This is a genomic window from Rhodohalobacter mucosus (assembly GCF_003150675.1).
Taxonomy (GTDB): domain Bacteria; phylum Bacteroidota; class Rhodothermia; order Balneolales; family Balneolaceae; genus Rhodohalobacter; species Rhodohalobacter mucosus.
In genome coordinates this window covers 287,241-312,406 of the sequence record NZ_QGGB01000007.1, presented here as the reverse complement: position 1 = coordinate 312,406, position 25,166 = coordinate 287,241, and the positions used below count along the sequence as shown (strand labels likewise).

The 25,166-nt window shown below is 48.1% G+C and carries 23 protein-coding genes; 16 read left to right on the top strand and 7 right to left on the bottom strand.

Features of this window, described 5'->3' with window-relative positions; genetic code table 11:
- The first annotated feature begins 103 nt into the window (after positions 1-103).
- Together DDZ15_RS10870 and DDZ15_RS10860 are read left to right on the top strand one after the other, a co-directional pair.
- Complete coding sequence (locus DDZ15_RS10870; protein ID WP_109647106.1) at positions 104-478, top strand: hypothetical protein; 375 nt, start codon at positions 104-106, stop codon at positions 476-478.
- 345 nt (positions 479-823) lie between these two features.
- Positions 824-2,305, top strand: a complete 1,482-nt coding sequence (locus tag DDZ15_RS10860) for an MltF family protein (protein WP_109647105.1) — start codon at positions 824-826, stop codon at positions 2,303-2,305.
- A gap of 31 nt (positions 2,306-2,336) precedes the next feature.
- Here the strand turns inward: DDZ15_RS10860 and DDZ15_RS10855 are convergent, their stop codons facing one another.
- Together DDZ15_RS10855 and DDZ15_RS10850 are read right to left on the bottom strand one after the other, a co-directional pair.
- Positions 2,337-3,542 (bottom strand): 6-bladed beta-propeller, encoded by a 1,206-nt coding sequence (locus DDZ15_RS10855; RefSeq protein WP_158278681.1) that lies wholly within the window; start codon positions 3,540-3,542, stop codon positions 2,337-2,339.
- 50 nt (positions 3,543-3,592) lie between these two features.
- Positions 3,593-3,871, bottom strand: coding sequence for a hypothetical protein (locus DDZ15_RS10850; protein WP_109647103.1), 279 nt, complete (start codon positions 3,869-3,871; stop codon positions 3,593-3,595).
- Between the two features lie 256 nt (positions 3,872-4,127).
- Between DDZ15_RS10850 and DDZ15_RS10845 the strand changes: the two genes are divergently transcribed.
- The 9 genes from DDZ15_RS10845 (at position 4,128) to DDZ15_RS10805 (ending at position 13,607) form a co-directional block, all read left to right on the top strand.
- On the top strand, positions 4,128-5,225 hold the full coding sequence (locus tag DDZ15_RS10845; RefSeq protein ID WP_109647102.1) for an efflux RND transporter periplasmic adaptor subunit: 1,098 nt from the start codon (positions 4,128-4,130) through the stop codon (positions 5,223-5,225).
- Positions 5,222-6,481 (top strand): ABC transporter permease, encoded by a 1,260-nt coding sequence (locus tag DDZ15_RS10840; RefSeq protein WP_109647101.1) that lies wholly within the window; start codon positions 5,222-5,224, stop codon positions 6,479-6,481. Before DDZ15_RS10845 ends, DDZ15_RS10840 begins: the two co-directional genes overlap by 4 nt.
- Positions 6,482-6,483: 2 nt before the next feature.
- A complete protein-coding gene (locus DDZ15_RS10835) occupies positions 6,484-7,158 on the top strand; it encodes an ABC transporter ATP-binding protein (protein WP_109647204.1) in 675 nt (224 codons plus the stop codon).
- Between the two features lie 129 nt (positions 7,159-7,287).
- Complete coding sequence (locus DDZ15_RS10830; RefSeq protein WP_109647100.1) at positions 7,288-8,010, top strand: response regulator transcription factor; 723 nt, start codon at positions 7,288-7,290, stop codon at positions 8,008-8,010.
- Between the two features lie 17 nt (positions 8,011-8,027).
- Positions 8,028-9,488, top strand: a complete 1,461-nt coding sequence (locus DDZ15_RS10825) for a sensor histidine kinase (protein ID WP_109647099.1) — start codon at positions 8,028-8,030, stop codon at positions 9,486-9,488.
- Between the two features lie 137 nt (positions 9,489-9,625).
- A complete protein-coding gene (locus DDZ15_RS10820) occupies positions 9,626-10,189 on the top strand; it encodes a peroxiredoxin family protein (RefSeq protein WP_109647098.1) in 564 nt (187 codons plus the stop codon).
- Between the two features lie 4 nt (positions 10,190-10,193).
- Entirely contained in the window at positions 10,194-10,862 is a 669-nt protein-coding gene (locus tag DDZ15_RS10815) for a cytochrome c biogenesis CcdA family protein (protein ID WP_109647097.1), read from the top strand.
- 195 nt (positions 10,863-11,057) lie between these two features.
- Positions 11,058-11,942 (top strand): hypothetical protein, encoded by an 885-nt coding sequence (locus DDZ15_RS10810; RefSeq protein ID WP_109647096.1) that lies wholly within the window; start codon positions 11,058-11,060, stop codon positions 11,940-11,942.
- 444 nt (positions 11,943-12,386) lie between these two features.
- Positions 12,387-13,607 (top strand): ABC transporter permease, encoded by a 1,221-nt coding sequence (locus DDZ15_RS10805; protein WP_109647095.1) that lies wholly within the window; start codon positions 12,387-12,389, stop codon positions 13,605-13,607.
- A gap of 132 nt (positions 13,608-13,739) precedes the next feature.
- On the opposite strand, the gene DDZ15_RS10800 is transcribed toward DDZ15_RS10805, so the two are convergent.
- Together DDZ15_RS10800 and DDZ15_RS10795 are read right to left on the bottom strand one after the other, a co-directional pair.
- Positions 13,740-13,958: a YgaP family membrane protein gene (locus DDZ15_RS10800; RefSeq protein WP_109647203.1), complete on the bottom strand. Its 219-nt coding sequence runs from the start codon at positions 13,956-13,958 to the stop codon at positions 13,740-13,742.
- Positions 13,959-14,114: 156 nt separating this feature from the next.
- The gene (locus DDZ15_RS10795) at positions 14,115-14,747 is read right to left on the bottom strand and encodes a Crp/Fnr family transcriptional regulator (RefSeq protein ID WP_109647094.1); all 633 of its coding nucleotides are present in this window, start codon (positions 14,745-14,747) and stop codon (positions 14,115-14,117) included.
- 261 nt (positions 14,748-15,008) lie between these two features.
- Between DDZ15_RS10795 and DDZ15_RS10790 the strand changes: the two genes are divergently transcribed.
- Together DDZ15_RS10790 and DDZ15_RS10785 are read left to right on the top strand one after the other, a co-directional pair.
- On the top strand, positions 15,009-15,455 hold the full coding sequence (locus DDZ15_RS10790) for a DinB family protein (protein ID WP_109647093.1): 447 nt from the start codon (positions 15,009-15,011) through the stop codon (positions 15,453-15,455).
- Between the two features lie 122 nt (positions 15,456-15,577).
- Positions 15,578-16,045, top strand: coding sequence for an META domain-containing protein (locus DDZ15_RS10785; RefSeq protein ID WP_146198571.1), 468 nt, complete (start codon positions 15,578-15,580; stop codon positions 16,043-16,045).
- Positions 16,046-16,260: 215 nt separating this feature from the next.
- Here DDZ15_RS10785 and DDZ15_RS10780 read toward each other — a convergent pair whose 3' ends face one another.
- Positions 16,261-16,479, bottom strand: a complete 219-nt coding sequence (locus DDZ15_RS10780) for a CsbD family protein (RefSeq protein ID WP_109647091.1) — start codon at positions 16,477-16,479, stop codon at positions 16,261-16,263.
- Between the two features lie 306 nt (positions 16,480-16,785).
- Between DDZ15_RS10780 and DDZ15_RS10775 the strand changes: the two genes are divergently transcribed.
- Positions 16,786-19,476 (top strand): DUF5916 domain-containing protein, encoded by a 2,691-nt coding sequence (locus DDZ15_RS10775; RefSeq protein WP_109647090.1) that lies wholly within the window; start codon positions 16,786-16,788, stop codon positions 19,474-19,476.
- Between the two features lie 310 nt (positions 19,477-19,786).
- Positions 19,787-20,740: a M23 family metallopeptidase gene (locus tag DDZ15_RS10770; protein ID WP_109647089.1), complete on the top strand. Its 954-nt coding sequence runs from the start codon at positions 19,787-19,789 to the stop codon at positions 20,738-20,740.
- 34 nt (positions 20,741-20,774) lie between these two features.
- Here DDZ15_RS10770 and DDZ15_RS10765 read toward each other — a convergent pair whose 3' ends face one another.
- The gene (locus tag DDZ15_RS10765) at positions 20,775-22,331 is read right to left on the bottom strand and encodes an FAD-dependent oxidoreductase (protein ID WP_109647088.1); all 1,557 of its coding nucleotides are present in this window, start codon (positions 22,329-22,331) and stop codon (positions 20,775-20,777) included.
- 212 nt (positions 22,332-22,543) lie between these two features.
- On the opposite strand from DDZ15_RS10765, the gene DDZ15_RS10755 reads away from it, so the two are divergent.
- Positions 22,544-24,097 carry a M20/M25/M40 family metallo-hydrolase gene (locus DDZ15_RS10755; protein WP_109647202.1) on the top strand — a complete coding sequence of 518 codons (1,554 nt, stop codon included), beginning with the start codon at positions 22,544-22,546 and terminating at the stop codon, positions 24,095-24,097.
- A 59-nt stretch (positions 24,098-24,156) separates the two neighbouring features.
- Here DDZ15_RS10755 and DDZ15_RS10750 read toward each other — a convergent pair whose 3' ends face one another.
- Positions 24,157-25,095: a D-2-hydroxyacid dehydrogenase gene (locus DDZ15_RS10750; RefSeq protein ID WP_109647086.1), complete on the bottom strand. Its 939-nt coding sequence runs from the start codon at positions 25,093-25,095 to the stop codon at positions 24,157-24,159.
- Positions 25,096-25,166 lie beyond the last annotated feature (71 nt).

The following is a 25,166-nucleotide window of genomic DNA, read 5'->3' as shown; positions in this document are numbered from 1 at the left end:
GCACAGCAAGCATTATCAGTTGCATACCTTGTTGTAATTACCGAATCTGTTTGGCAACTCCTGAATTATAAGGGCGTAATTCAATCACAATATACCTGAACTGATGTTAAATCATTCTGCACCAATCGCAATATCTAACCTGATTATCATCCTCGGTTCCCTCCTGGTACTTCCCTCCTGCTCCGATGTCACCAGTATTTCGGGTGAACAATTGGAGGGTTTCACCGTTACACTTGACAAGCGCAGCCCCGGAATCAACTACGAGAGCCAGCCATTATGGGTTATCAACGGAGAGATTATCACCGAATCCCCGCTTCAACGCATGAAACCGGCTTATATCGACTCGATTGTTATCCTGCATAAAGAAGCCGCGATTGAGGCCTATGGTGAAAAAGGAAAAAACGGGGTGGTTCAGATATTTGCCGATAAGCGGATATTAACGGATTTGGAGCCCGACTCGACCGGTTTGGAAGAGTGACTTGAGTCTTGAGTCTTGAGTCTTGAGTCTTGAGTCTTGAGTCTTGAGTCTTGAGTCTTGAGTCTTGAGTCTTGAGTCTTGAAGGTAAATTTTATTGCGTATAGATTGCAAGCACCAAGCACCAAGCACCAAGCACCAAAAATAAATTTCTTATCTCTATCCAATTCTCAAAACCACAAACAACCAACAACTGACCACTGACAGCTGATAGCTGATAGCTGATAGCTGATAGCTAAAAAACACTTTACAAACATTAAATCCTGTCACAAACCCCATCCGCCCACTTCCTTTTAGCCTGAACCGGTCATTTTCGTACCGGAATGTTCTCATAAATAGCGGAATCTGATGAAAACACCCCCTTTCAATGTCAGAACGGGTCTTCCTGCAGCAATGGCGGTCTGCTTTTGCGCACTGATATTCCCCTCCTGCATCACTTTCGAGGACGTCGATCAATTTATAGAGCAGATGCAGGCCGAAAAAGCCATGCCGGCTGCTACCGTTCAGCGCGACTTTCCGGAGATCTCCAATAGCGGTGTGCTGCGTATGATTACCCGCTACGGCCCGGATACCTACTTTCTCAACCGGGGAATGGACGCGGGCTTCGAATTTGAACTGCTTCACGCCTTTGCTCGCGAACACAATTTGCTGCTTGAAGTTGAGATTATGAGTCAGGATGATGACCCCATAACTATTCTCAAGAGCGGACAGGGTGACGTGATTGCCATGGGACTGGCCGCTTCTCCGCACCGGACCAACGGTGCAATTTTCACACACCCGTATCTTCTGACCGACCGCTTTCTGGTCTACTCTCCGCACCTGGAGGAGCAACCGGATTCTCTGGCTGCACTGGCTGAAGAAGGCATTCCAATTACCGTGCTGTCCGGCAGCGATGCCGCTTACCATCTGGAAAAGATCCGGGGAAACGGAATCAGCCTGAATCTGGATCCCCTTTCCGGCAATGCAGACCAGGATATGATCTACCGCATGCTGGCCGACGGACGCGCACTGGCTGCCGTTTCAAACAGCTACTCCTTCCAAAAAGCAGCCGGGCTTCATCCGGGTCTGTCCAGGGGCCCTGTGATTGCAGAAAGTGACTCTATCGCGTGGGCGGTCCGGCCGAATGCACCGGAACTTGAACAGGAACTGAGCCGTTATCTGCAGAAACATTTTCGGATTTCCGACACCGGAGAGGCGGGATACAGTTCCGCATTTCTGAATATTCTGAAGAGGCACTACTTTGAGGAGAGCCCGCAGCTCTCCGCCTACTATGACACGACGACTGCAGCTATAGAGAGAGGCATGCTTTTTTCTCCGTACTCCGGTCTTGTACAGTCGGCAGCCGACTCCATCGGTATCGATCCGCTGCTGCTCACGGCTGTGATTGCACAGGAGTCTTCTTTTAACCCGGGTTCCAAAAGCTTTGCGGGCGCCGTGGGACTGATGCAGATCCTTCCCCGTTACTCTGAAAATGACTACCCCACACTGTACGACCCGGAAACCAATATCCGTGAGGGAGCGGCCATTCTGAAGAGCCACCTGAACCACTACGCCTACCTCGACAGCCTGGACCAGGTGAAATTTGCGCTGGCCACCTACAATGCAGGCATCGGCCACTTGGTGGATGCCCGCCGGCTGGTGATGGAGCAAAACCGCAATCCCAACGACTGGCCGTCCACGGCCAATGCCCTGTTGATGCTGATGGAAAGACGGCATTTCGAACGCGCCGAGCACGGATACGTCCGCGGCAGGGAAACCGTACAATATGTAGACCGGGTGATTTCCAGGTACAACCGGTACAGGAGTGTGATGGCGCTATCTGCTCAGTGAAATTTCTCTGACATGAATTGAACCGGGAATTCTATTTAAATTCCAGTCTCATTAAAACCGGATTGCTGTTTTCACTCATTGAATTCGCTAACCGTCTTAATTCAATCATCCTATTACTGGAATATCTTTCCCGATTACTTTCATATACTGAATTCATATGCCTTAAAAAGTCATTTGCATTCACATAGGAATACAAATGTTTATCAGAGCTCATAAAAATAAATGGGCTAGGACCAAAATCGATATCATTTATAAACCTATCTTCTCCAACATATGTCTCTTTCTTATCCTTATGATAAAGTATCATATACTTTGAGTCGTTATTCCCAACTCTCATATGAATATATTTCTCAGTGATTTCAAAGTTTGTCTTATATACAATGTAATCATAAGGTTCTATCTCATTATCCCAAAATTCGGTCCATTGCCAAATTTCATTTCCATAATCCTTCCTTCTTTCAAACACTTCATCCGGCAATGCATAATCCCCAAAATCAAGAGCATAGGCAGGTTGAACTTCATCACCTTCGATTTTATAAACGGTATCATGAAGATGCTTGAAAAAATAGTACTCCCCGTTGAATGTGGGAAAGTAGTTGGGGATACCATAGGATATCCCCTGCTTATTCTTTTCTATCGGAATAAAGCTTTTTTCAATAACACCGGTATCATCGAATTTGAACAGATCAAATCCTTTAAATTCATCCGGAATGCGCACATTTGAATTTCCACTTCCAAATCCATAATACCTATTTGAATTTACATCGTAGGTAAAATACCTGGCAAAGAGGTCCATTGATGACTCCGCTATCAAATTTCCATTCATGTTCAGGGTCATAATTTTAAATGCACCCAGGACATGAATTTTGAAATCTTCATCAAAATAAACATCTGATATATGTTCAAGCTCACCTGGTCCTTTTCCTTCAGGAATCTTAACCTCTCCAATAAAAGCACCTCCTTCCTTGTAAATCCATACGCTTTTTTTTGTTCGGTCGTAGAGCGCTATCATATTGCCTTGAGGCATTATTTTAGTAATAATACCCATAGGACTCTTGCCAGGGTTTTTCAGTGGGATATATGTTATACCTGAAAAAAAATCAGACATATATATGGGTTCGGCTTGATCAACATCAATAAAAATTTCCTGAATATCTCCTGGTCTGTTTATAGATCTGTCAGAAGATCTATTTGTACATCCGGTAATTAACAGTAAGATCAATAAGTAATATTTCATTTTGGATATTAATAGACCCCCGAATTTGGTTCGAGGGTTATTGATTATCATTAATTTTCACCCGGATTTGAATCACTGCATGTGTCCTGAGCCGGTACATCGCAGATCATATTAGGACTATATCTGCAGATATCAATTTCTTCTCCGGTAACCCAGCAAATCTCTTCTTCCATTATATGGTCATGCTCCAGTGTGGAAGATGCTTGAATATCACTTATTTCAACTCCAAATTGAAGATCAAATGGGTTGAGTTGATAAACAAAATTTAGGTTCAATGTGGTTAATATCAGAATTAACGCAACAGCTAAAGACTTTGCAATTATTTTCATAACTCTAAGTATTATGTTTGTGTTGAGTTAGAAATAACATTTTTTTTTTTTTTTGAAAGTCAAGTCTTTTATCACTGCTGGACAAATTTGGTTCATTCACTAAAGAATGTTGCAGTAGTGCTCAAATACATTATCCAACTTTATGGGCAGTGTAAACCCTCCTTTTTTTCTTGGGTCACCTTTTCTAACGGACTTATTCTTCAGGATCACTCTGCTTTTCTTACATTGAGTGTATGTGCAAAAAATGGGATAATCGATGAGAGCAACGAAAATCAGCCTTTTTATACTTTTGTTTCTGCTTTTGGGAATCGCGGGGTGTTCGGATCGTGAAGAAGCCCGGGTGGAGACAAAGGACCTTGTCCAGGGTGTTTACGCATCGGGACAGGTGCTTCCGGAAAATTACTACCGTGTAAACAGCAAGGTTTCCGGCGTGCTGTCGGAGATCCTGGTAGAGGTCGGCCGTGACGTGGAAATGGGAACACCGCTTCTGCGAATTGAAAACGAGCCGAGCGAACGCAGCCTGGAGATTGCAGAAAATCAGCTGGAGCTGGCGCGGAAACATGCTGCACCCGATTCGGATATTCTGAACCGGCTTCGGGAGCAGGTGGATAAAGCATATGCTGTCTTCAGTCAGGATTCTCTCGATTTTGCACGTTTCGGACGGCTGCAGGATGACGATATCGGTTCACGTCAGGCTTATGACCGCGCACGCCTGCAGTACCGCACATCACTCAGCAGCTACGAGATTGCAAAGAGCAACCTGCGGGAAACCCGCGACCGCCTCCGGATTGAGCTTGAAAATGCTCGAAACAGCTATCTGGCGCAACAGAGCAGGACGGGTGATTACACGCTGCTCTCCGTCATTGAGGGTACCGTCTATGACATCCATCCGAATAAGGGAGAGCTGATTTCCCCAAATCAGCCCATTATGGAGATCGGCGCATCCGGCCGGTTTGAAGCCGAACTGGACGTGGACGAGACGGACATCACGCTGATTGAAGAGGGCCAGTCCGTCTTTTTTGAGCTGGATGCTTTGGAAGATTCCGTTCTGGAAGGAAAGATTATGAGGATCTATCCGCGAATCGACCCCGTTGAGCGGACAGCCAGGGTCGTCGCTTCCATTGACCCCGAAGACCATCGGCTCTATCCCGGGATGTCGCTTGAAGCCAACATCGTGATTCGCGAAAAAGAGGGTGTGCTGGTGCTGCCCGTGCTCTATGTGAGTGAATCGAATGAGGTGATCCTGGAAGACGGATCCCGTAAAACCGTAGAAACGGGAATCCGCGACCTGAGCTATGTGGAGATCACAGACGGACTTGAAGAAGGAGACATCGTATTAAAACCGGAACCATGAGCCGATTTCCCATATTAAAAATTGTGCTGACCCACCTGACGGGCCGAAAGCGCCAGACACTGGTCTCCATGCTGGGAGTTACCTTCGGTATCACCGTGTTTATTTTCCAGGCAGGCGTGATTACAGGGCTTCAGGACTTTTTTATTGAGAAAACAATTGATTCAACGGCTCATATTCACATCTACCGTGACACAAACCTGAAATCGGACCCGCTGCTTAACGATTTGTATACGGGAGACGATACCTGGGTATCGGTCTCCAATATCCGCAGCAAGGATCAACTCCCGAAACTGAAACGCGGCATGCAGATCGTGGATATTCTGGAGGAGTACCCGGAGGTTTCCGGCGTATCGCCCGGGCTCAGCACACAGGCCATTTTCAAGCTGGGCATTGCCGACGTATCCGGCATCATCAACGGAGTGAATATTCGCAGGGAGAACCGCCTCTTCAGCCTCGAGGAGGATCTGACCGCTGGTTCCATCATCCGGATGGAGACCGTGCCCAACGGAGTGATTATGGGTTCGGGACTGGCAGAGTCGCTCGGAGCAGAACTCAATGATAATCTATCCGTGGTTTCACCCGGGGGCATTACCCTTCAAATGAAGGTGGTGGGAATTCTGGAAACCGGCCTGCGCGAACTGGACAACTCCCGCGCGTACAGCAGCATTCGAAACGCGCAAAAACTGATGAGCGTGACCGGCAACTACATCACCGATATTAACCTGAAACTGCATGATATTGACCGTGCGGGTGTTCTTGCCGATGAATTTCAAAAGCGGTTCGGATATACCGCGGAAGACTGGAAAGAGGTGAACGAAGGCATCTTCAGCGTCTTCCGCATACAGAATATCGTGACCTACCTGGTCATCATCTCCATCCTGCTGGTGTCCGGTTTCGGTATTTTCAACGTGCTCTCGATGATGATATACGAGAAGATGAACGATATCGCCATCCTGAAGTCGATCGGGTACTCCGATAAAGATGTTCGCAATATCTTTCTGCTGGAAGCCCTGTTCATCGGTTTTGCAGGAGGTCTTGTCGGCCTGGTGACGGGATTCATCATCTCCTGGGTCACATCGGTCATTCCCGCCAACATAGAAGGGTTTGTCACCTCCGAATACCTGACCATCAACTTTGATCCCGCATTTTACCTGCTTGCATTCGCCTTCGGCCTGGTGGCTACAGCCATAGCGGGCTACCTGCCGGCATTGAAAGCATCCAAAATCGATCCCATTGAGATCATCAGAACCCAGTGACCGTGAGTAACGTCGTAGAGGCCATAGATGTAAACAAATATTTCCGCGAACCGGTGGAATTTCACGTATTGAAAGATATCAACCTGACAATTGAATCGGGCGAATTCGTCTCCATCATAGGTCCCTCCGGCAGCGGTAAATCGACGCTTTTGTATGTACTTTCATCGCTTGACCGAGACTACGAGGGCAGCGTGCACATCGATGGTACGGAACTGAAGACACTCACCAACCACAAGCTCTCCACCCTCCGCAACAAGTCCATCGGCTTTATTTTCCAGTTTCACTATCTCCTGTCCGACTTTACTGCGCTCGACAATGTGATGCTCCCGGGGCTGAAGCTGGGGGAGCTTTCCCATGAAGAGCTGGAAGAAAAAGCGATGGAGAAGCTGGATCTTCTGGGTATTGCTGATCAGGCAGGTAAAAAGATAAATCTGATGTCGGGCGGGCAGCAGCAGCGCGTCTCCGTTGCCCGTGCACTGATCAACGAACCCCGAATTATCTTTTGTGATGAACCCACCGGCAACCTGGATTCGGAAAATGCATCCATCGTCTTCGACATGTTGAAAAAACTGACGCGCTCCTTTGATCAGACCATTTTGATGGTAACACACGACGACACCTATTCCTCAAAAACCGATCGCCAGATCCGGATGCTGGACGGCAGGATCGAGAAATAATCACACGGACTTTGTGGTATCATCTGGGCGGCGGGTCTCATGTTACGAAAGCGTGATGATTTCAACGTCTGATTAACGGATTTTTTGTTACTTAACGTGAGTTTCTCACGTCATTTAAATATCGAAGCCATGGACAACAACGGTAAAACGATTCTTATTGCTGAAGATAACAGGGATCTTCTGAACCTGCTTAAAATCAATCTCACCGATCAGAGTTATCAGGTTATTACCGCTACTGACGGAAAAAAAGCAATGGAGGCGTTTCATCAGGAGCAGCCCGGCCTGGTTATTCTGGATGTAATGATGCCCGAAATGGACGGGTTTGACGTCTGTAAAGCCATCCGAAGTGAAAACAAGCAGGTTCCGATTCTGATGCTGACCGCCAAAACCGAAGAGGTGGATAAAGTATTGGGCCTTGAAATCGGCGCTGATGACTATATGACCAAGCCGTTCAGTATCCGGGAACTGCTGGCAAGGGTGAAAGCCATCTTTCGTCGTGTGGAGGTTGGCTTAGACAGCTCTGTCAGAGAGAATTCAGTGTACAAGTTTGACGGACTGATGCTGGATGTATCCAAGCGCAAGGTCACCCTGAACGGCCGGCCCATAGAGCTTACCAGCAAAGAGTATGATCTGCTGCACCTTTTTTTCTCCAATCCGGGCAAAGCGTACAGCCGTGAGGAACTCCTCAACACAATCTGGGGGTACAGTTTTGAGGGATACAGCCATACCGTTAATTCTCATATCAACCGGCTTCGCAGCAAGATTGAGGACGATGCCTCAGATCCACACTATATCCGTACGGTATGGGGGGTCGGATACCGGTTCGCTGACCTTGAAGAAGCAGAAGTGTAAATCCAATACCACGGCAGATGAACAGATTTTATTTAAAAATAGCGGCCATTTTTTCAGTCATCCTGATCGTATTCGGCATTGCCGTTGCTTTGATCACAACAAAAGCTTCATCCGATGTGGTGCAGGAGGCCATCCAGACAACAAACAAAGACCTGGCACCGCTTCTTGCCAAAGAGTTTCAGCCGATGCTGATCGACGAATTCGATCAGCAGAAAATTGAACAAAAGCTTACCGAGCTCAGCGGCAAGAACCCGCAGTTCGATTTTTACCTTCTCAACTATGAAGGAAAGGTAAAAAGCGTGATACCGGCCAGCCGCGAGCTGGTGGTGCTCGAAAACTCCATGATCGACACGCGCCCGCTCGATGCATTTATTCAGGGTAAGGCACTTCCTATCGTAGCGCAGGACCCCCTGAATCCGGATAAGAGAAAAACGTTCAGCGCGGCCAATATCAGCATCATGGGATCCGAAGGGTGTTATCTCTATGTGGTTCTGGAAGGTGATCAGTTTACCAAAGCAACGGCAATGGTTTCCGAAAGCTATATCACCCGCGGCACCCTTTGGGTGATCGGAATTGTTCTGGCTATCAGCCTTGCAACCGGACTCTTTCTTTTTTCAAGCATCTCACGCCGTCTCGACAAAATGAAAACAACGGTAAAAAAGTTTGAGCGCGGACAGCTTACCGAGCGGATTGAAACGGAAGGGAGCGATGAACTGACCGATCTGGCCGTTTGCTTCAACCGCATGGCCGACACCCTGGTCGACAATATGAAAGAGATCGAAAAGTCGGATCGCATGCGCAGGGAGCTGATTGCAAACGTCTCTCACGACCTCCGCAGCCCGCTTGCATCCATTCAGGGATACCTGGAAACCATCGATATGAAAAGGGAATCATTGTCCAGAGACGATCTTCACAGCTATCTGAAAACCGTATTGGGAAACACCCAAAAGCTGAACAGGCTCATTGATGATCTCTTTGAGCTCACCAAACTCGATACCGAGCAGGTGCGCCTTAGCATAGAACCCATTTCCCTGCCTGAGCTTGTTCAGGATTTGGTACAGCAGTTCAAACCGCTGGCCGATAACAAGGGCATTCGTCTGGAAGCGGTGTTTCCCGACTATCCAAACGTACTTATTGAGGCCGACATCAGCATGCTGAACCGCGCCATCACCAATCTGATCGACAACGCCATTACACATACCCCGGAAGGCGGTACCGTCACGGTCTCCTCTGTCATGAACGGCGAAGACGTAGTGCTCGAGATTTCAGATACGGGTTCCGGCATTCCGGAGACGGATCTGCCACACATTTTCGACCGGTTTTACCAGGCCGACAAGAGCCGTTCCGACACGGGCGGCGCCGGACTGGGACTGGCCATTGCACGCAAAATTTTTGCTCTCCATGGCGGGGAAATCTCGGTGAGCAGTATCACAAATGAGGGCACCACATTTACCGTACATCTGCCAACCCACACATGATCCTGCCCACAGTTCTCAACTGATTACCAATTCGTTACAGATTCGGGAGACTTCATATCCGCCAATAGGTTAGTTTGATTTTACCTAATCAAACAAACGGATTTAAAAATCAACGCAATTAACGGAGTTACATCCCGATGAAGCACTATAGTTCTATTCTTATTCATACAATCACAGCATTTGCCTTCATACTCGTGTCGTGCTCCAACATTGACAGCCGGCCGGGCGCAGATACGTCTGAAGCGGCGGACTCGGAGACTGCTTCGCATAGCGAGAACACGCTTATGGCCGCACCTGATTTTGAGGTTACAACACTTGAAGGCGAATCCATCAGCCTGCAAAAATCACTTGAAAGTGGGAAGCCGGTTGTCGTTTACTTTACGGCGTCCTGGTGTCCCGTTTGTGCGCGCAACTGGCCGGTGCTTTCAGAGGTGTACCCGGAATTTGAAGACCGCCTGACGCTGGTTGCGGTCAGTATTGACCCTACCGACACGGAAGATGTAATGCGTGAACTGGCCGAAAATGAAGATTTTTTATTCCCAAGTACGGCAGGTCGCCCCGAAATCATGATTGATTTCGGCGTTGAAAGTCAGGCAACAACAGTGGGAGTTAATCTTGACGGTAACATTGCATTCAAAAAGTCCAAACAAGCCCTCACCGCCGATGAGTTCAGGGAGCTCTTCTCCGGGCTGCTGAACTGAAAGAATGGAATTTTACACGTTCTCCTTCATGCAGGGAGTGCTGGCATTCCTGGCACCCTGCGCAGTTGCCCTCCTGCCGGCGTACATCACAGCATTTATATCACGGCCTGAAAATAACGCACCCGGCAGCAGATCACGATTCATCCGCGGGCTAAAGCTCGCTTTTCTGAGCATTTTGGGCATTCTGGCTGTTTACGCCCTGGCAGGAGTTTTCATTCTGTTGGCAGCCCAGGTATTGAAAGCCTATATGAAGTGGATCACCATGGGCATGGGCGGGATACTCATTGTACTTGGAATAATGATGGCAGCCGGAAAGAGCGTGTCGATGACCCTGAATGTGAATCGAACATCTGCAGGTTCGGAATCGAAAGAAGCTTTTCTTTTCGGTACGGCCTATGCCATCGGTTCATTGGGCTGCCTCTTCCCTCTTTTCCTGGTGGTGGCTACCCAGGCGATGGCTGCGCCTTCCGTATTTACCGGCGCGGGCTATTTTCTGGCCTATTTCGGCGGCATGAGCCTGATGATGGTCGGGGCGATCCTTCTCTCGGTACTGGCGAGGGATTTCCTGATGAAATTTCTCGGAAAGGTTCTCCCCTATATGGAAACGGTTACCGGCTGGCTTCTGATCGGTGCGGGCGGGTATGTGATTTATTATCAAATGTACCTGTTTTAGAATAAGCTCAGTTCGATATAAGAGTTTGTTGAAGAGTGTCCCCCTTCCACCGCAGGGATCCCCTCGGGAAACTCACGTTAATATGAGACAAGCTCCTAAACATATATACTGGAAAAGTGTCCTGAAAGTGTAAAATATCATTGGTTTACATATATTGTGAATTCCGATTCAATGGTTAATAAACAGCACTTCTGCATGTCAGACCGCATTTTTAATGAGGGTGAAGTTCAAAAGCTTATTAAACGGGCTGCTGAACTCGAAGCCGAAAGGTCCGTATCCGGTAAGGATAGCGGCAGAAACGGCCTGACCATCGATGAATTGAAAGCCGTTGCATCCGAAGCCGGGCTCGACCCTGAGCTGATTGTAAAAGCTGCCTTGGAACTGGATAGTGAGCAAACGCACCCAAAAGAGCGTGTACGGGTAAACAGGGAAGAGATTTCATCCGAAGTCTGGCTCGATTATCAGCCCTCGCGGGAAACCGTGGATTTGCTTGTCACAGAATTGAACCACATGTATGGAACCACCGATGAGCTTAACTGGTGGGATAATCTCTGGGGTACGCACGAGGGTAAGGCAAAAGTAACAAAAACGGCAAGCACCACGGAGTGGGACTACAAAACGGAAGCGGGAATGTACTCTACCCGGGTGTTGATGCAGCGCCGGGGTGATCGCTTTCGCATTCGGGTAAGCAAACGCCGATTCATGGGCCTGGAGTGGGGAAACTCCCTGAATTACCTCATTCCGCTTGTTCCGGTAGCTGTAGTATTTGCCGTTCTGGGTGGATTAACAAGTTCCAGCGTTTTGGGAATTGAGTGGCCGGGAATAACGGCGGGACTACTGCTTGCTTTGGGATGTTATCCGATCGTGCGATTTTTAACAAAACAATTTCTGAAGAAGCACAAAAATGAAGTGGCCGAGACCGCAAGGCAGCTTTCTGATTTTGTTTTACAATCCTCGGTTAGCAAGAGTAAAGAGAGTTCTTCAGGCAAGAGCAGATCTGCATCTGAAATTGAAATTCCTGATGATAATCAGGATTCTGATGTTCAATCCTTCAAGCTTCGAAACAATCTCAGAGAGTAATGTGACGGATTTGCGAACTGCCCTAGTGCAATCTTCAACACCGGAACTGCCATCAGGTAATAAATGCCGCCATAACGCACCCTTTTTCGATTGGCGGCCGGCTCTCTTTTCGGGAAAATTTAAAAGGTACACCCGGATGCTTGCCTATAAATGAAGTTGGAAAGTAACAAGCCCTTATAACTTTTTGGGTAGCGGTGCCGTATTACCCTAAAACGTAATCATCTGGGCCATAAAGGCATCATCTGAGATAATGGATTTAACAAAACAGATCTTCCAACGGTTGGATCCATCTGATATTGACCTGTTGGTTCCGGCAGTTTTATTCATTAGAACAACGCCTGAAATGCATGAATTGATTGATTTATGACCTATTTCTGCATTTTAAAAAAAATTCCGAGGAACCTGACGCTCTCACTCAGGATTTAACCCATAATTTGGATCCCCATGCTGAAATCCTTCCAATCCGCCCTGCTGTATGCCCTGGAAAATATCCGCACCAATTTTTTCCATACGCTTCTTTCTGTACTCGGGATTATCATTGGAGTTTCAGCTCTTATTGTGATCCTGTCCATGATCGACGGGCTTGAAAAATATGCAAGAGAGCAGATCAGCAATACAACTTCGGTGAAAGTTGTGGAGGTTTCAAGCGCAACTTCAGAGACTATTGATGGCGTTTCGATCAAAAAAGCAGATCCGGCTATTCTTACGCGCAGCATTCATCGTGAGCTGATCTCCAATATTACAGTACCGGTATCATCTTTCAGAGTTTCAGAGGTGGCAAGAGAAATAATCATAGGGAAACAGACCACCGGTTCACTGGTCTATTATTCGGACTCCGGGAACACGGATAAATTCATCGTTAATTACGGTACCCATTTCTTTGGAAAAGATTCCACGGATTTTGAGCGCCGGGTTGCCGTTGTGGATACAACCCTGGCCGCGCGAATTGGCGGCCCGTCATATCAGCCGGAAGAAATTGTCGGTTCCGGGCTGACCCTGGACGGCGTGAACTTTGAAGTGATAGGGATTGTGGACGGTTATTCACCAAGCCCTGAACTGGTGGTGCCGATAGATCACCTGAAGGGGGAGTTGCTGCTCGATAATCCACCGTTTATAGCCCTTGAAGCAACGGATGTTGCAGATGTCCCGGTGATCAAAGAATCCATAACCGAATGGCTTGCTTCCTCCCCATATACCGACAATGATTTCAGGATCTTCAGTCAGGATTTTCGTGTATCTCAGACAATGCAGGGCTTTCAGCTCTTCAGAATTATCATGGGACTAATCGTCGGTATTTCCGTAGTGGTTGGTGGCGTGGGGGTAATGAATGTACTGCTGATTTCTGTGACCCAGAGAACCAAAGAAATTGGAGTTCGTAAAGCCGTCGGTTCAAGAAAGCGGGATATTTATATCCAGTTTCTGTCCGAATCGATGGTAATCTCCCTCTTCGGGACAGTGGTCGGAATCCTGTTTGGAATATTGGTATCACTTGCGGTGGTCCCCATAGTCCACAGAATCGTTGAGGTTTCTTTTAGCCCCGCATTCTCGCTTCTCACGATAGGCCTAATTACCGTTATATCAATGTTTATCGGAATACTCTTCGGTACCTTTCCTGCCTGGAAGGCGAGCCAGTTAAACCCAATTGATGCATTGAGAAGAGAGTGATTCGATTCAATTCCAATAAGGATCATGTTGAATCATAATCTTATTGCTTTTCCACCACCCTCTTTGCCTCCGGATTCAAGCTATAGAACAATCCCGGCTGAGCCGCTAAATTCTGCTTCAAACCAAGCCAGTTTAAGCCGTCTGATCACTTTTCACTGCACAGGTTTTAAGTCCAAAAGGAGCATAAAGCGGACAAAAACTGATCAGGCTGGTAAGAACAAAAACAGCGGCAACCACCATCAGTACGATTCCCAGCGTTCCCGTGATTACGTTTGTAAAGTAGAGTGTTGCAACTACGGCAGCCAAAATCACTCTGATAATGCGGTCTGCACTTCCCATATTTTTTTTCATTGTTCCGGTATTTTTCATGTTCAGGTTTTGAATCAAAGAATTGTCGCCTGTGATCAAACATTTGCAGGCGACTGATTTGTGAGAGCTTTTAATACCCTCACTACATCTTTCTTACCAGAACATACACTCCTTACATCCCCGCTTCAGTGACCAAAGTCACAACCCTGAAATTTTAATTCCATCCGTATTCTGCTCCAGTTTCCCTTCATTTTCGAGCTTTTTCATAACCCTGCTCACCACCTCCCGCGCAGTTCCCAAATCGGCTGCAATTTGCCTGTGGGAGATTTTCAACGGGTTCTTGTTTAGCAGCTCCGATTTTTCCCTGAGATAATCATAGAGGCGCTGATCCATTTTATTGAACAGTACATTCTGAATGGTCTCGAGCAGTTCAGCGTAACGCAGGTTGTACTGCTGGAAAAAAAGGGAGTTCAGGTCCGGGTACCGGTTCATCCACCCCGATATCTTATCAACCGGCAGCAGAAGGGCTGTGGTGTTCTCTTCTGTTAAGGCGAAAACATTGCTCGGTTCGTTTCTTAAACCGGCTGCAAACGACATAATGCAGCTTTCATTCGGCTTGATATAATAAAGCAGCAGGTCTCTAGCTTCATACTGTTTGTAGACTTTGATAAGCCCGCTCAGAACAATCGGTACGGCCGACACATACTGGCCCTCTCTCAATATTTCGGTGCCTTTGGGGATATCTTTCTTAAGGGCACTCGACTCAATTTCCGAAATCAATTCATCATTCAGGCGAGGAAAAGCGTGTCGAAGCTTTTGTGTTATTGTCATAAGAAAACGAAGGTTATATTTTTCGGAGCTAATAAATACCGGTTCTTTTTCTGTCAGGATGAACAGTTAGAAATAATTTCCATGTAAGTCAATATTCAAGTTAAACCGGAGAAATCCTGTACCTTCCGTTACCGCCATCCCGCTGGACAATTGTTTGGTTTCAGATTATCCAAAAACATCATCTTTCTGTTTTATATTTCGCAAGAGCGGGGTATTCTGTCTGCAACTCAACTTCTCAACGAACCAAAACAGATCTGACCTATGATCCGGGAGCTCATCACAATTTTTGAACGGGATCTTCAAAAACTGAAACTGGAAATCGAATCCTTTCAGAAAGAAGAAAACCTCTGGAAAACAACCGGCCGTATTTCCAATTCAGCAGGCAATCTTGCCCTGCACCTGACGGGCAACCTGAATCACTACATCGGGAGCATTCTCGGTAATACAGGCTATGTGCGGAACCGCACTGCAGAATTCGACTCAAAGAATGTGCAGGTTGCAGAACTTCTGGAAGGCCTGGATAAGGCAAGCCAAACGGTTTCACAAACCCTTCGCAGTCTAAGTGAGCGTGATCTGTCCAAGCCGTATCCCGAACCCGTATTCGGATATGAGATGACCACCTCTTTTATGCTGATTCATCTCTCCACGCACCTCTCCTATCACCTGGGACAGATCAACTATCTGCGAAGAGTTCTGGAAGAAAAATAGGGTCTGATCCGTTTCTTCTATTTCTTCTCAAATACATCCTTCCAAGGGAACTTTTTTACATAGCATGAGTGAAAGGATCTGTAGAATGTAACTTTTTATCTCTCTTTGCCACTTCGTTTATCATGCGTTTACCCATTGTCATCGTCCTGATGCTGTTTGCAGTCCTCACCGGATGCAGTACGGCAGCCAATCAAAGTACCATCGAAAAAACCGGCCTTCCGGATCAGTTCTTTAATACGGAATGGCAGCTGATTGGGTCATCAGATACCAAACTTTCTCAAGAGGCAACATCCGCGGAAGAGATTCCAATGCTTATTTTCGGTCTGGAGGAGAACCGAATTTTTGGTTCAGGAGGATGCAACCGTTTTTCAGGCGCATATCTGCCCGGCGATGATGGTACTCTCACATTCGGTGATATTGTTGCCACCCAAATGACATGCGTCAACCAGGCTTCCGAGACAGCGTTTTTCGACAGGCTGAATACCGTCACTCATTATCAATTCAATGAGGACTTTACAGAGCTTTCACTGCTGAAACCTGACGGAGACGTTCTGCTTACATTCACCAAGACCCGGATAAAGAGGATATAGCCTTCCTGCTCAAGATTAAATTTGCTGCTTTCAGATCATTTTGGCTGCCCGCCTATGTCTGTTGCATAATTCGAATGGCTTATTCGCACCGTGAAAAACGGTGTGCATGCCAGTAGCCTAAACACCGGCTGTAAGCAGAAGCAATACGATAACTGAAAACTTAAGAAAAACTCTTATTGAAGAAATGTTATCCATTTCCGGCCGATTTTAACTGATTATGCCTTTTCTTGCTCTCCCTCAAACTCCTCAAGCCAGTCTTTAATCTCAGCCGCAATCTCTTCGCGTTTTTTACCAAGTCTTTTTTGAATTCTGCCAATCAGCTCATCTTCCTTGCCCTCAACGTAAGCAAGATCGTCATCGGTAAGCTCCCCGTACTCCTGTTTCAGTTTTCCCTTCAGTTCATTCCAGCTTCCTTTTAGGTCCAGATTACTCATGGTTTCTCCTGTTTTTCGTTGCTGTTAGCCTTTCTATACATAACGGATAAGCAGTTCGTATCGTTTATTTATATACCTATCCAAATCTGTGCAGGCGTATTCTTTTGGTTATTCATTTCGGTTCATCCAAATGATTTCTCCGCAATTTCCTTCTACTGTTCTGTTTCTGAACAGCAAAGATACCCTCTGAAATAATTTTGAAACTTATTCGGGCGGCATCCCGTAATCGATTGCCAGCAAGAGGATTGGAGAACTTGCCGGCGCTCCTCTCTTCGATGTGTGATCTATCAATAAATCTACCCTATCATGAAATCTACAATATCTATTATCATTTTAGCGGCCATTTCCGCTCTGGCTTTTGCACCTGCTGATACAGATGATCCTGACTCCACAGATCTTGGTCCGCACAAGCCGTCCACCGTTTTTACCTACAAGGCGACCCACCTGGAAAAAGGGTCCGTAAAGCTTGACGGGATACTGGATGAGTCAGCCTGGCAGCAGTCCGAAACTATCAGCGGATTCACACAGAGAACACCCGACACCGGCAAACCCTCTTCTGAACAGACTGACGTAAAGATTCTGTATGATGATGACGCGATATACATTGGTGCCACTCTCCGTTACAGTTCTGCCGACTCAATTGCTTCGACTCTTTTCAGAAGAGACGGAGACGGATACAGCGACTGGTTTTTTGCGGGCATCGACAGCTATAACGACCAGCGCACCGCATTTGTATTTGCACTCAACCCGCGCGGTGTCCAAAAGGATGTGCTGATTTACAATGACAGCCGGGAGGATATCAGCTGGAATGCCGTATGGCAGGGTAAATCTGTTATTGAAAACAATGTATGGACCCTTGAGATGAGAATACCGCTTTCCCAGCTGCGATATGATGAGTCATCTGAGGAGATGCGCGAAGGATGGGGAGTTAACTTTTCCCGGTATATTGCAGACCGTGATGAAGAGTCGTACTGGGCGCCCACGCCGCCCGATGATGCAGGAATTGTATCTAAGTTCGGAAGGCTAACGGAACTCAATAATCTGCCGAAAAAGAACCAGCTGGAAATTGTTCCATACCTCTCATCACAGTTAAATCGCTCACCTTTTTCGAACGGCAATCCATTTTTGAATGAATATGAATCCTCCCTGCAGGCAGGAGCAGATGTTACCTACGGGCTTACATCCAACCTTACGCTGAGCGCTACCCTTAATCCGGACTTTGGCCAGGTTGAGGCAGACCCGGCTGAGGTGAACCTGACAGCATTTGAAACGTTCTTTTCAGAGCGGAGGCCCTTTTTCCTTGAGGGAACTGAAATTTTCGATTTCAGCACCAACAGCATGCTGCGTTTGGGTGATGTACCCACCATTTTTTACTCCAGAAGAATCGGCAGGGCGCCACAGGGCCGTATTCCCTCCGGAGCCGAATTCAGTAACATGCCGGAATCAACGCCTATTATCGGTGCGGTGAAGCTAAGCGGCAAAACATCGGGTGGCTGGTCTTTGGGTTTTCTGAACGCCGTAACCACGGAACAGCAGGCAGCCTACACCAATGGCAGCGGTGAAACCCTTTCAGCAAGCGTAGAGCCGTTTACAAACTATAGTGTAGCTCGCTTTCAGCGGGATTTCAATGACGGCAACAGCGTAGCCGGAATCATCTTCAATTCCGTGCTTCGCGAAAACAGTGACCCCAACCTCACCAGGTTGCTTGCCGACAACGCCTTTACGGCAGGAATGGATGGCCAGCACCGCTGGAATAATAACAAATACATGATCAGCGGACGGTTTGCAGCCAGCCATGTAAGCGGCAGCAGCGAAGTAATTCGTTCTCTGCAGCTAAGCAGTGCACGCTACTTTCAGAGGCCCGATGCGGACAACCTTTCACTGAATGAAAAAAAAACCTCTCTTTCCGGAATGTATGGGGATGTAATGATTACCCGCCAAACAAGACACTGGATTTCGCAGGTTCGTGCCTATCACGTCACCCCGGGCTTTGAAGTGAATGACCTTGGTTTTCAGACCATAGCAGACCGGACAACCACAACCGCCATGCAGATCTATCAGCAGCCCAATTCCGGCCTGGGCTGGCTTCGCAACTTCAACACGTATCTGTTTTCTGCCAATACATTCAACTCGGGTGGAGACTACGTGAATAATTTGCACGGGGTTGGAGGATCATTCCGCTTCAGCAACTTCTGGTCGCTCAATACGGAGGTTTTTGCTTCTGTGCGCTCCGTCGACGACAAGCTGACCAGAGGCGGGCCCGTTGCACGACGACCCGCTTCTATGTCATCTGCAATGATACTCAGTTCAGATAACAGAAAAGCCCTGCGGGTTCGCATTCTTGCCCGGCGGCAAGCAGATGAACTTGGCGGTTTTTCAGGAACCGGTTCTGTACGCTTTCAGTACCGGCCTCACCCTGCCGCAAACATCTCCGTTGAACCGACATTTTCCGTGAGAGAAAATAAAACCCAGTATGTGTCGAGCGTAGCAACCCCCGAGAAGACAGCCACGTTTGGGAACAGGTACGTCTTTGCAGACCTCCGTCAGCAGACAGTTTCCGCGACCGTACGAATGGAGTGGACATTCAGTCCCTCTCTCAGCTTCCAGATGTTTGCACAGCCGTTTATTTCATCCGGACATTTCAGCGGGTTTAAAGAGTTAGACCGTCCCGGCTCTATGGATTATGAGGTATACGGTGAAGATACCGGGAACATATCGTTTAACCCGGCAAGCAACCGCTATGAAGTGAGTCCCGCCGGTTCAAGCAATGCATTTCAGCTCCCAAATCCCGATTTTAATATCCATTCGCTGCTCGGAAATGCCGTAGTCCGATGGGAATATCGCCCGGGGTCCACCATCTTTTTTGTTTGGTCGCAGGCCCGATCTGGTTACCGTAACAGCGGCAGCCTGGACGTAGGCGATACATTCAGCGATCTTTTCAGCACGCCGGCCACTCACACCTTCCTGGTCAAATTCTCCTATTGGCTGGGATCGTAACCTGCTACTTGCAAGCAGATTGAAATCATCTCCTCTATGATCAAAGAGGAGATGATTTATTATTGAATAGATATCAATTCTGTGTGCACGCATTCATAAGAAACGTCACTCTTTAAAGCGACCATTTTGACTGAGGTGAATCCCTCTGGATACCCTGCAGACGACGCTTAGTTTGCAACCGATATGCACTTCAGGATTGATCCACCTTAAACCTCCGGGGCCTAACCTGTTTCCGCCAATGTGCTTTGATTATTTATAATGGATATGATATATATCATATTGAAATTATTATCTGAATGGAATTGAAATAATGGATATGAAACAGATTCTTACATTTTCAACATGGATTCTGTGCTCAATTATGCTGAGTGGACTCTCACATTCCGCCAATGCCCAGCACCGCCCCATTGAAGTAACTTATGAAGCAAATAACCGTGACGGCTATTCTTTTTATGCCATAAACAGGACTCCCATACCGATGATCGTTACTATTGGTTTTTCCGATCTCAGAAACCTCGATGCGTCGGAAGCTCTGCCATTCTCGCGAAATGTAAGCGGGGCCAGAGTCCGCCTGCTCACACTGTCAAAGCAGTGGTCCGACCAACAGAGCCATTTCCGTTACAGTACGCGGTACCACTCTGGTTGTCTGGATACGGATCCCGATGATGTAGAGTATCTGCTCCCATTCAGGGAAGGGACGTTTGCCAGGGCTTCCGAACTGAGTTACCTGGGTGAAATGGTTAACCGGGAAGCACCCGATGACTGGTATTCCATCTCATTCCGAACCGAAAATGAAACAGAGATCTATTCGGCACGGAAAGGTGTGGTGGTCGATGTACAGGATGGTGAGAATGATCCGGGTTCAAATTTGCTGTATACAAGCAACCGAAACACGGTTACCGTGGTTCATGAAGATTGTACTTTCGCCCGGTACTCCGTATTCCGAGACGATGAAATTTATGTAAGTGAAGGCGAAACCGTTTATCCGGGTCAGCCGCTCGGCAAAATGGCAGGAGATGAATTTGAACTCGGCAATCAGATACGCATGCTGGTATACTATCGAAATGACGATTCGGTGGTTTTCAATCCCGCGGATGCTGATGGTGTCAGCAATTGGCGATACATTAAGCCAGTCTTCAGAACCACACAAAACAGATCGCTGCATGTAACAAGCAACGAACTTTACGAGAGTGTACACCCTGAAGAAGTGATTACATCCGAAATGAGCCGGCGGGAACGAAGAAAGTGGTCAAGAAGCAACTGAGTACGTGCATCCGGCTCCATGCACCCGGCACTTTTTACCTATTCTGATTAACACAAGCAGCGGCACATTTTTCACCGTCCATTGCGGCAGAAATGATTCCACCCGCATATCCTGCTCCCTCCCCGCAGGGATAGAGTCCTTTGATCCGGATATGCTGCAGGGTCTCCCTGTCGCGCGGAATACGAACCGGTGAGGACGTTCGTGTTTCCGGTGCGTGTACAATGGCCTCTTCCGTGATGTATCCCTTCATCGACTGCTCGAATTTGACAAATCCGCGTTTTAGTGCTTCATGAATAAATCCGGGCAGAACTTCAGCCAGCTCAACGGAGCGGACACCCGGCGTATAGGAGGTATTCGGCAGAGATTGCGAGATTCTGCCTTCCAGAAAATCAGTCAGCCTCTGAGCCGGAGCGGTCTGAGTTTTACCGCCTGCCTCCCACGCCCTTTTCTCAATCACTTTTTGAAATTCTACGGCTGCGAGTGCTCCGTGCTCTTTAAACGGTTTGAAGTCCTCTTTGCTCAGTTCCACTACAATTCCGGAGTTGGCTGTAGCCCGCGCCCTTCTCGATGACGACCAGCCATTTGTCACAATCTCTCCGGGGCTTGTGGCACAGGGAGCAATTACCCCGCCGGGACACATACAGAAGCTGTAAACGCCGCGATCGCCCACCTGTTTTGCAATGCTGTAAGGCGAAGGCGGCAGGTAGTCGCTGCGCACATCACAGCTGTACTGTATGGAGTCGATCAGTTTCTGCGGATGCTCAACCCGTACTCCGACCGCCAGCGGTTTCAGCTCAATTTCAATCTCATTGCGCTCCAGCAGCCTGAAAATATCGCGTGCTGAGTGACCCGTTGCCAGGATCACACTGTCTGCTTTGAACGACCCGCCGCCTTGTGTTCTTACGCCCTTTATGGAGTCACTTTCCAGAATGAAGTCTGTCACCCTGGTATTGAAATAAATCTCACCGCCATGCTGCAGGATGCACTCTCTCATGGAAGCGATAATCGGCGGCAGCTTGTTGGTGCCGATATGAGGATGGGCATCCACCATGATATCCTTCACCGCACCAAAGCCGACAAGCAGCTTAAGAATTCGCTCCACGTTGCCGCGCTTGTGCGACCGGGTATACAGCTTGCCGTCGGAGTAGGTGCCCGCACCGCCCTCGCCAAAACAGTAGTTGGAATCCTCATTTACAATATGATCCACGTTGATCGCCTTGAGGTCGCGAATCCGGTCTTTTACATCCTTCCCCCGCTCCAGAATCACCGGCTTTTTGCCGCATTCGATCAGTTTGAGTGCAGCAAAGAGTCCGGCCGGACCCATTCCGATGATCAGCACCTCCTCTTCATTTCGAACATTCGGATAGTCGGGTAGCGTAACCGGTTCTTCCATGAACGGTTCATCAATATACACCTCCACCCTCAGGTTAATGATCACGTTGCGCTGCCGCGCGTCGATTGAGCGCCTGAGTATCTCTACATGACGGATCTCATCCTCCGGAAGATCCTCTTTTGCGGCAATAAATGATGTTAGCAATCCGGGTTCGGCCGCCGTTTGAGGATCCACCCGAATATTGATTTCTTTCTTCACGCTGAATGTCTTTTTCAGAAGTTGAATGATCTTTTAAAGGTAGGCAGAATCATCCGGAATTCTGCCGGCAGGGAGGTTTTATTTTTTTCAGCAGCGCGGGGATCCGGCGTGCTTCTGCCGTTAGCCGTTTTTTACGATTTTTTTCCGTTCAATTACAGTACTTTCAGCCTATGAATGCTACCGATTCCAACATCAACCAACCCTATTCACCCATGATCCAAAAAAGCCTGATGTCTGCCCTTCTGATTCTCTGCCTCGTTTTTACTGCCGTTGCACAGAATCAGGACGAAATTGTTGAACAAATTGTACTGGAAGCCACCGAAAATTCACAGATCGAAGAGATGGCTCATCACCTGATGGATGTAATTGGTCCCCGTCTGGTCGGCACCCCGCAGATGCAGCACGCACACGACTGGGCTGTCGAAACGTTTGAAAACTGGGGAATAACCGCCAGAAATGAACAATTTGGAGAATGGAGAGGCTGGGAGCGCGGCATAACTCATGTAGACATGATTTCACCCCGCGTTGTAACCCTCGAAGCGATGCAGCTTGCGTGGAGCCCTCCCACTCCTGAAGGCGGCGTGGAAGCCGGACTGGTAATTATTCCGGAAGTGTCTGATGAAGAAGAGTTCAGTGCCTGGCTTCCGAATGCGGAAGGCAAATTCGTCATGATCTCCATGCACCAGCCAACCGGCCGTCCCGACTATAACTGGGAGGAGTTTGCCACTGAGGAATCGCTGGAGAAAATACGTCAGGAGCGACAGGATGCAACACGTGCCTGGAGAGAGCGAATTGCCAATACCGGCCACAACAACAGAACCCTGGTTCAGGCTCTCGAAGAAGCAGGTGCGGCGGGTATCATCATGTCGAACTGGAGCCAGGGATTCGGTACCAATAAAATTTTCGGGGCCGGTACGGAAAACATCCCCACCATCGACATTTTGCTCGAAGACTACGGTATGCTCTACCGGCTGGTTGAAAGCGGACACGATCCCGTTATCCGTGTTCGGGCAGAATCCAAAGATCATGGTGTGGTTCCGACTTTCAATACGATAGCGGAGATACGCGGAACCGAGAAGCCCGATGAATACATTATTCTCTCTGCACATTACGATTCCTGGGAAGCTGGCACCGGCGCCACCGATAACGGTACAGGCTCCATTACCATGATGGAAGTGGCCAGGATACTCAAGAAAATCTATCCCAACCCAAAAAGAACCATTCTGGTCGGGCTCTGGGGAGCTGAAGAGCAGGGCCTGAACGGATCTGCTGCCTTTGTGGAGGACAATCCTGACATTGTTGAGGGGCTTCAGGCTCTGTTTAATCAGGACAACGGCACCGGCCGTGTAGTAAGCATCAGCGGTCAGGGTTTTGTGAATTCCTACGACTACCTCGGCAGATGGTTGTCGGCCGCTCCGCGTGATGTAACGCAACATATTGAAACTACCTTTCCGGGCATGCCAAGCGGAGGCGGTTCCGACCACGCCTCCTTTGTAAGCGCCGGTGCACCGGGATTTTTCCTGAGTTCACTCAACTGGTCGTACTGGAACTACACCTGGCATACCAACCGCGATACCTATGATAAGCTGGTATTTGATGACGTGCGTAATAACGTGATCCTGATAGCCACGCTTGCCTATATGGCCAGTGAGGATCCGGAGAAAACCTCACGTGAACGAAGAGTACTTCCCATAAACCCGCGAACCGGTGAACAGATGACCTGGCCCAATCCCAGAACACCGAACCGCCGTGGCGGACTCAATTGATGTGATAGGGGCTATTGGAGGGATGCTTTGGGAGAGCTCTGCTCTCCCAAACAAAGCTGTCAGCTCCGCTGACCAAACTCCTCAATATTGCTCTTCACCCCCTCAATCAGCTCCGTCCTGGCCTCCACGCTCGACCAGGTCATATGCGGGGTCATCAGCAGCCTCTCCGGATTCTGAACCCTCAGAAGCGGGTGATCAGAGGGCAGAGGTTCCTTCTCAAATACGTCCAGGGCAGCACCTGCAATCAGCTTCTCATCGATGGCTCTGACCAGATCCTCTTCGTTAACTATGCCTCCGCGACCCGTATTGATCAGAAGTGCGGATGATTTCATCTGCTTCATTTCCTTGTACCCTATCAGGTTTTCAGTTTGCTCATTCAGCGGCGCATGGACAGATACAAAATCCGAGCTCTTTAAAAGTTCTGTCAGACCCAGAAGCGCATAAGGCTGATCGGTATTTTTACCTGTTGTTGAATAGTAAACTACATTCGCCCCAAAGGCCTCCGCTATCGATGCCACTCTGCGGCCGATGCTTCCCAGGCCGATAATACCGAACTGCTTGCCGGCAATTTCATGAAATGGCCTTCCCAGATGTGTGAAAATGGGGCTTTTCGAGTACTCTCCGCTCTTTATGTACCTGTCATAGTATGAAATTCCCTGCATCAGATGCAGGACCATCGCAAACGTACTTTGCGCAACACTGTTCGACGCATAACCTGCCACATTCTTCACAGGTATCCCGAGTTCTTCTGCAGCTTCCCTGTCAATATTATTCATTCCGGTTGCGGCCACACAGATCAGTTTCAGATTTGCCGCTCCGCTCATCAATTTCCTGTCGAGTACCACCTTGTTTGTGATGATGACCTCTGCGTCACGGATACGTTCCTCTGTTTCATCAGGCCTGGTTACCGGGTAGAGTGTCACATCACCCATCTCCTTAAGAGAATCCAGATTCGGAACGTCACCCACGGTAGAGGCATCGAGAAATACGATTTTCATTGTAATATGACTGATATTTGAATTTCGGCCTGGTCGCCTGCACAGTTGCAGAATTATCCAATAAGATCGCT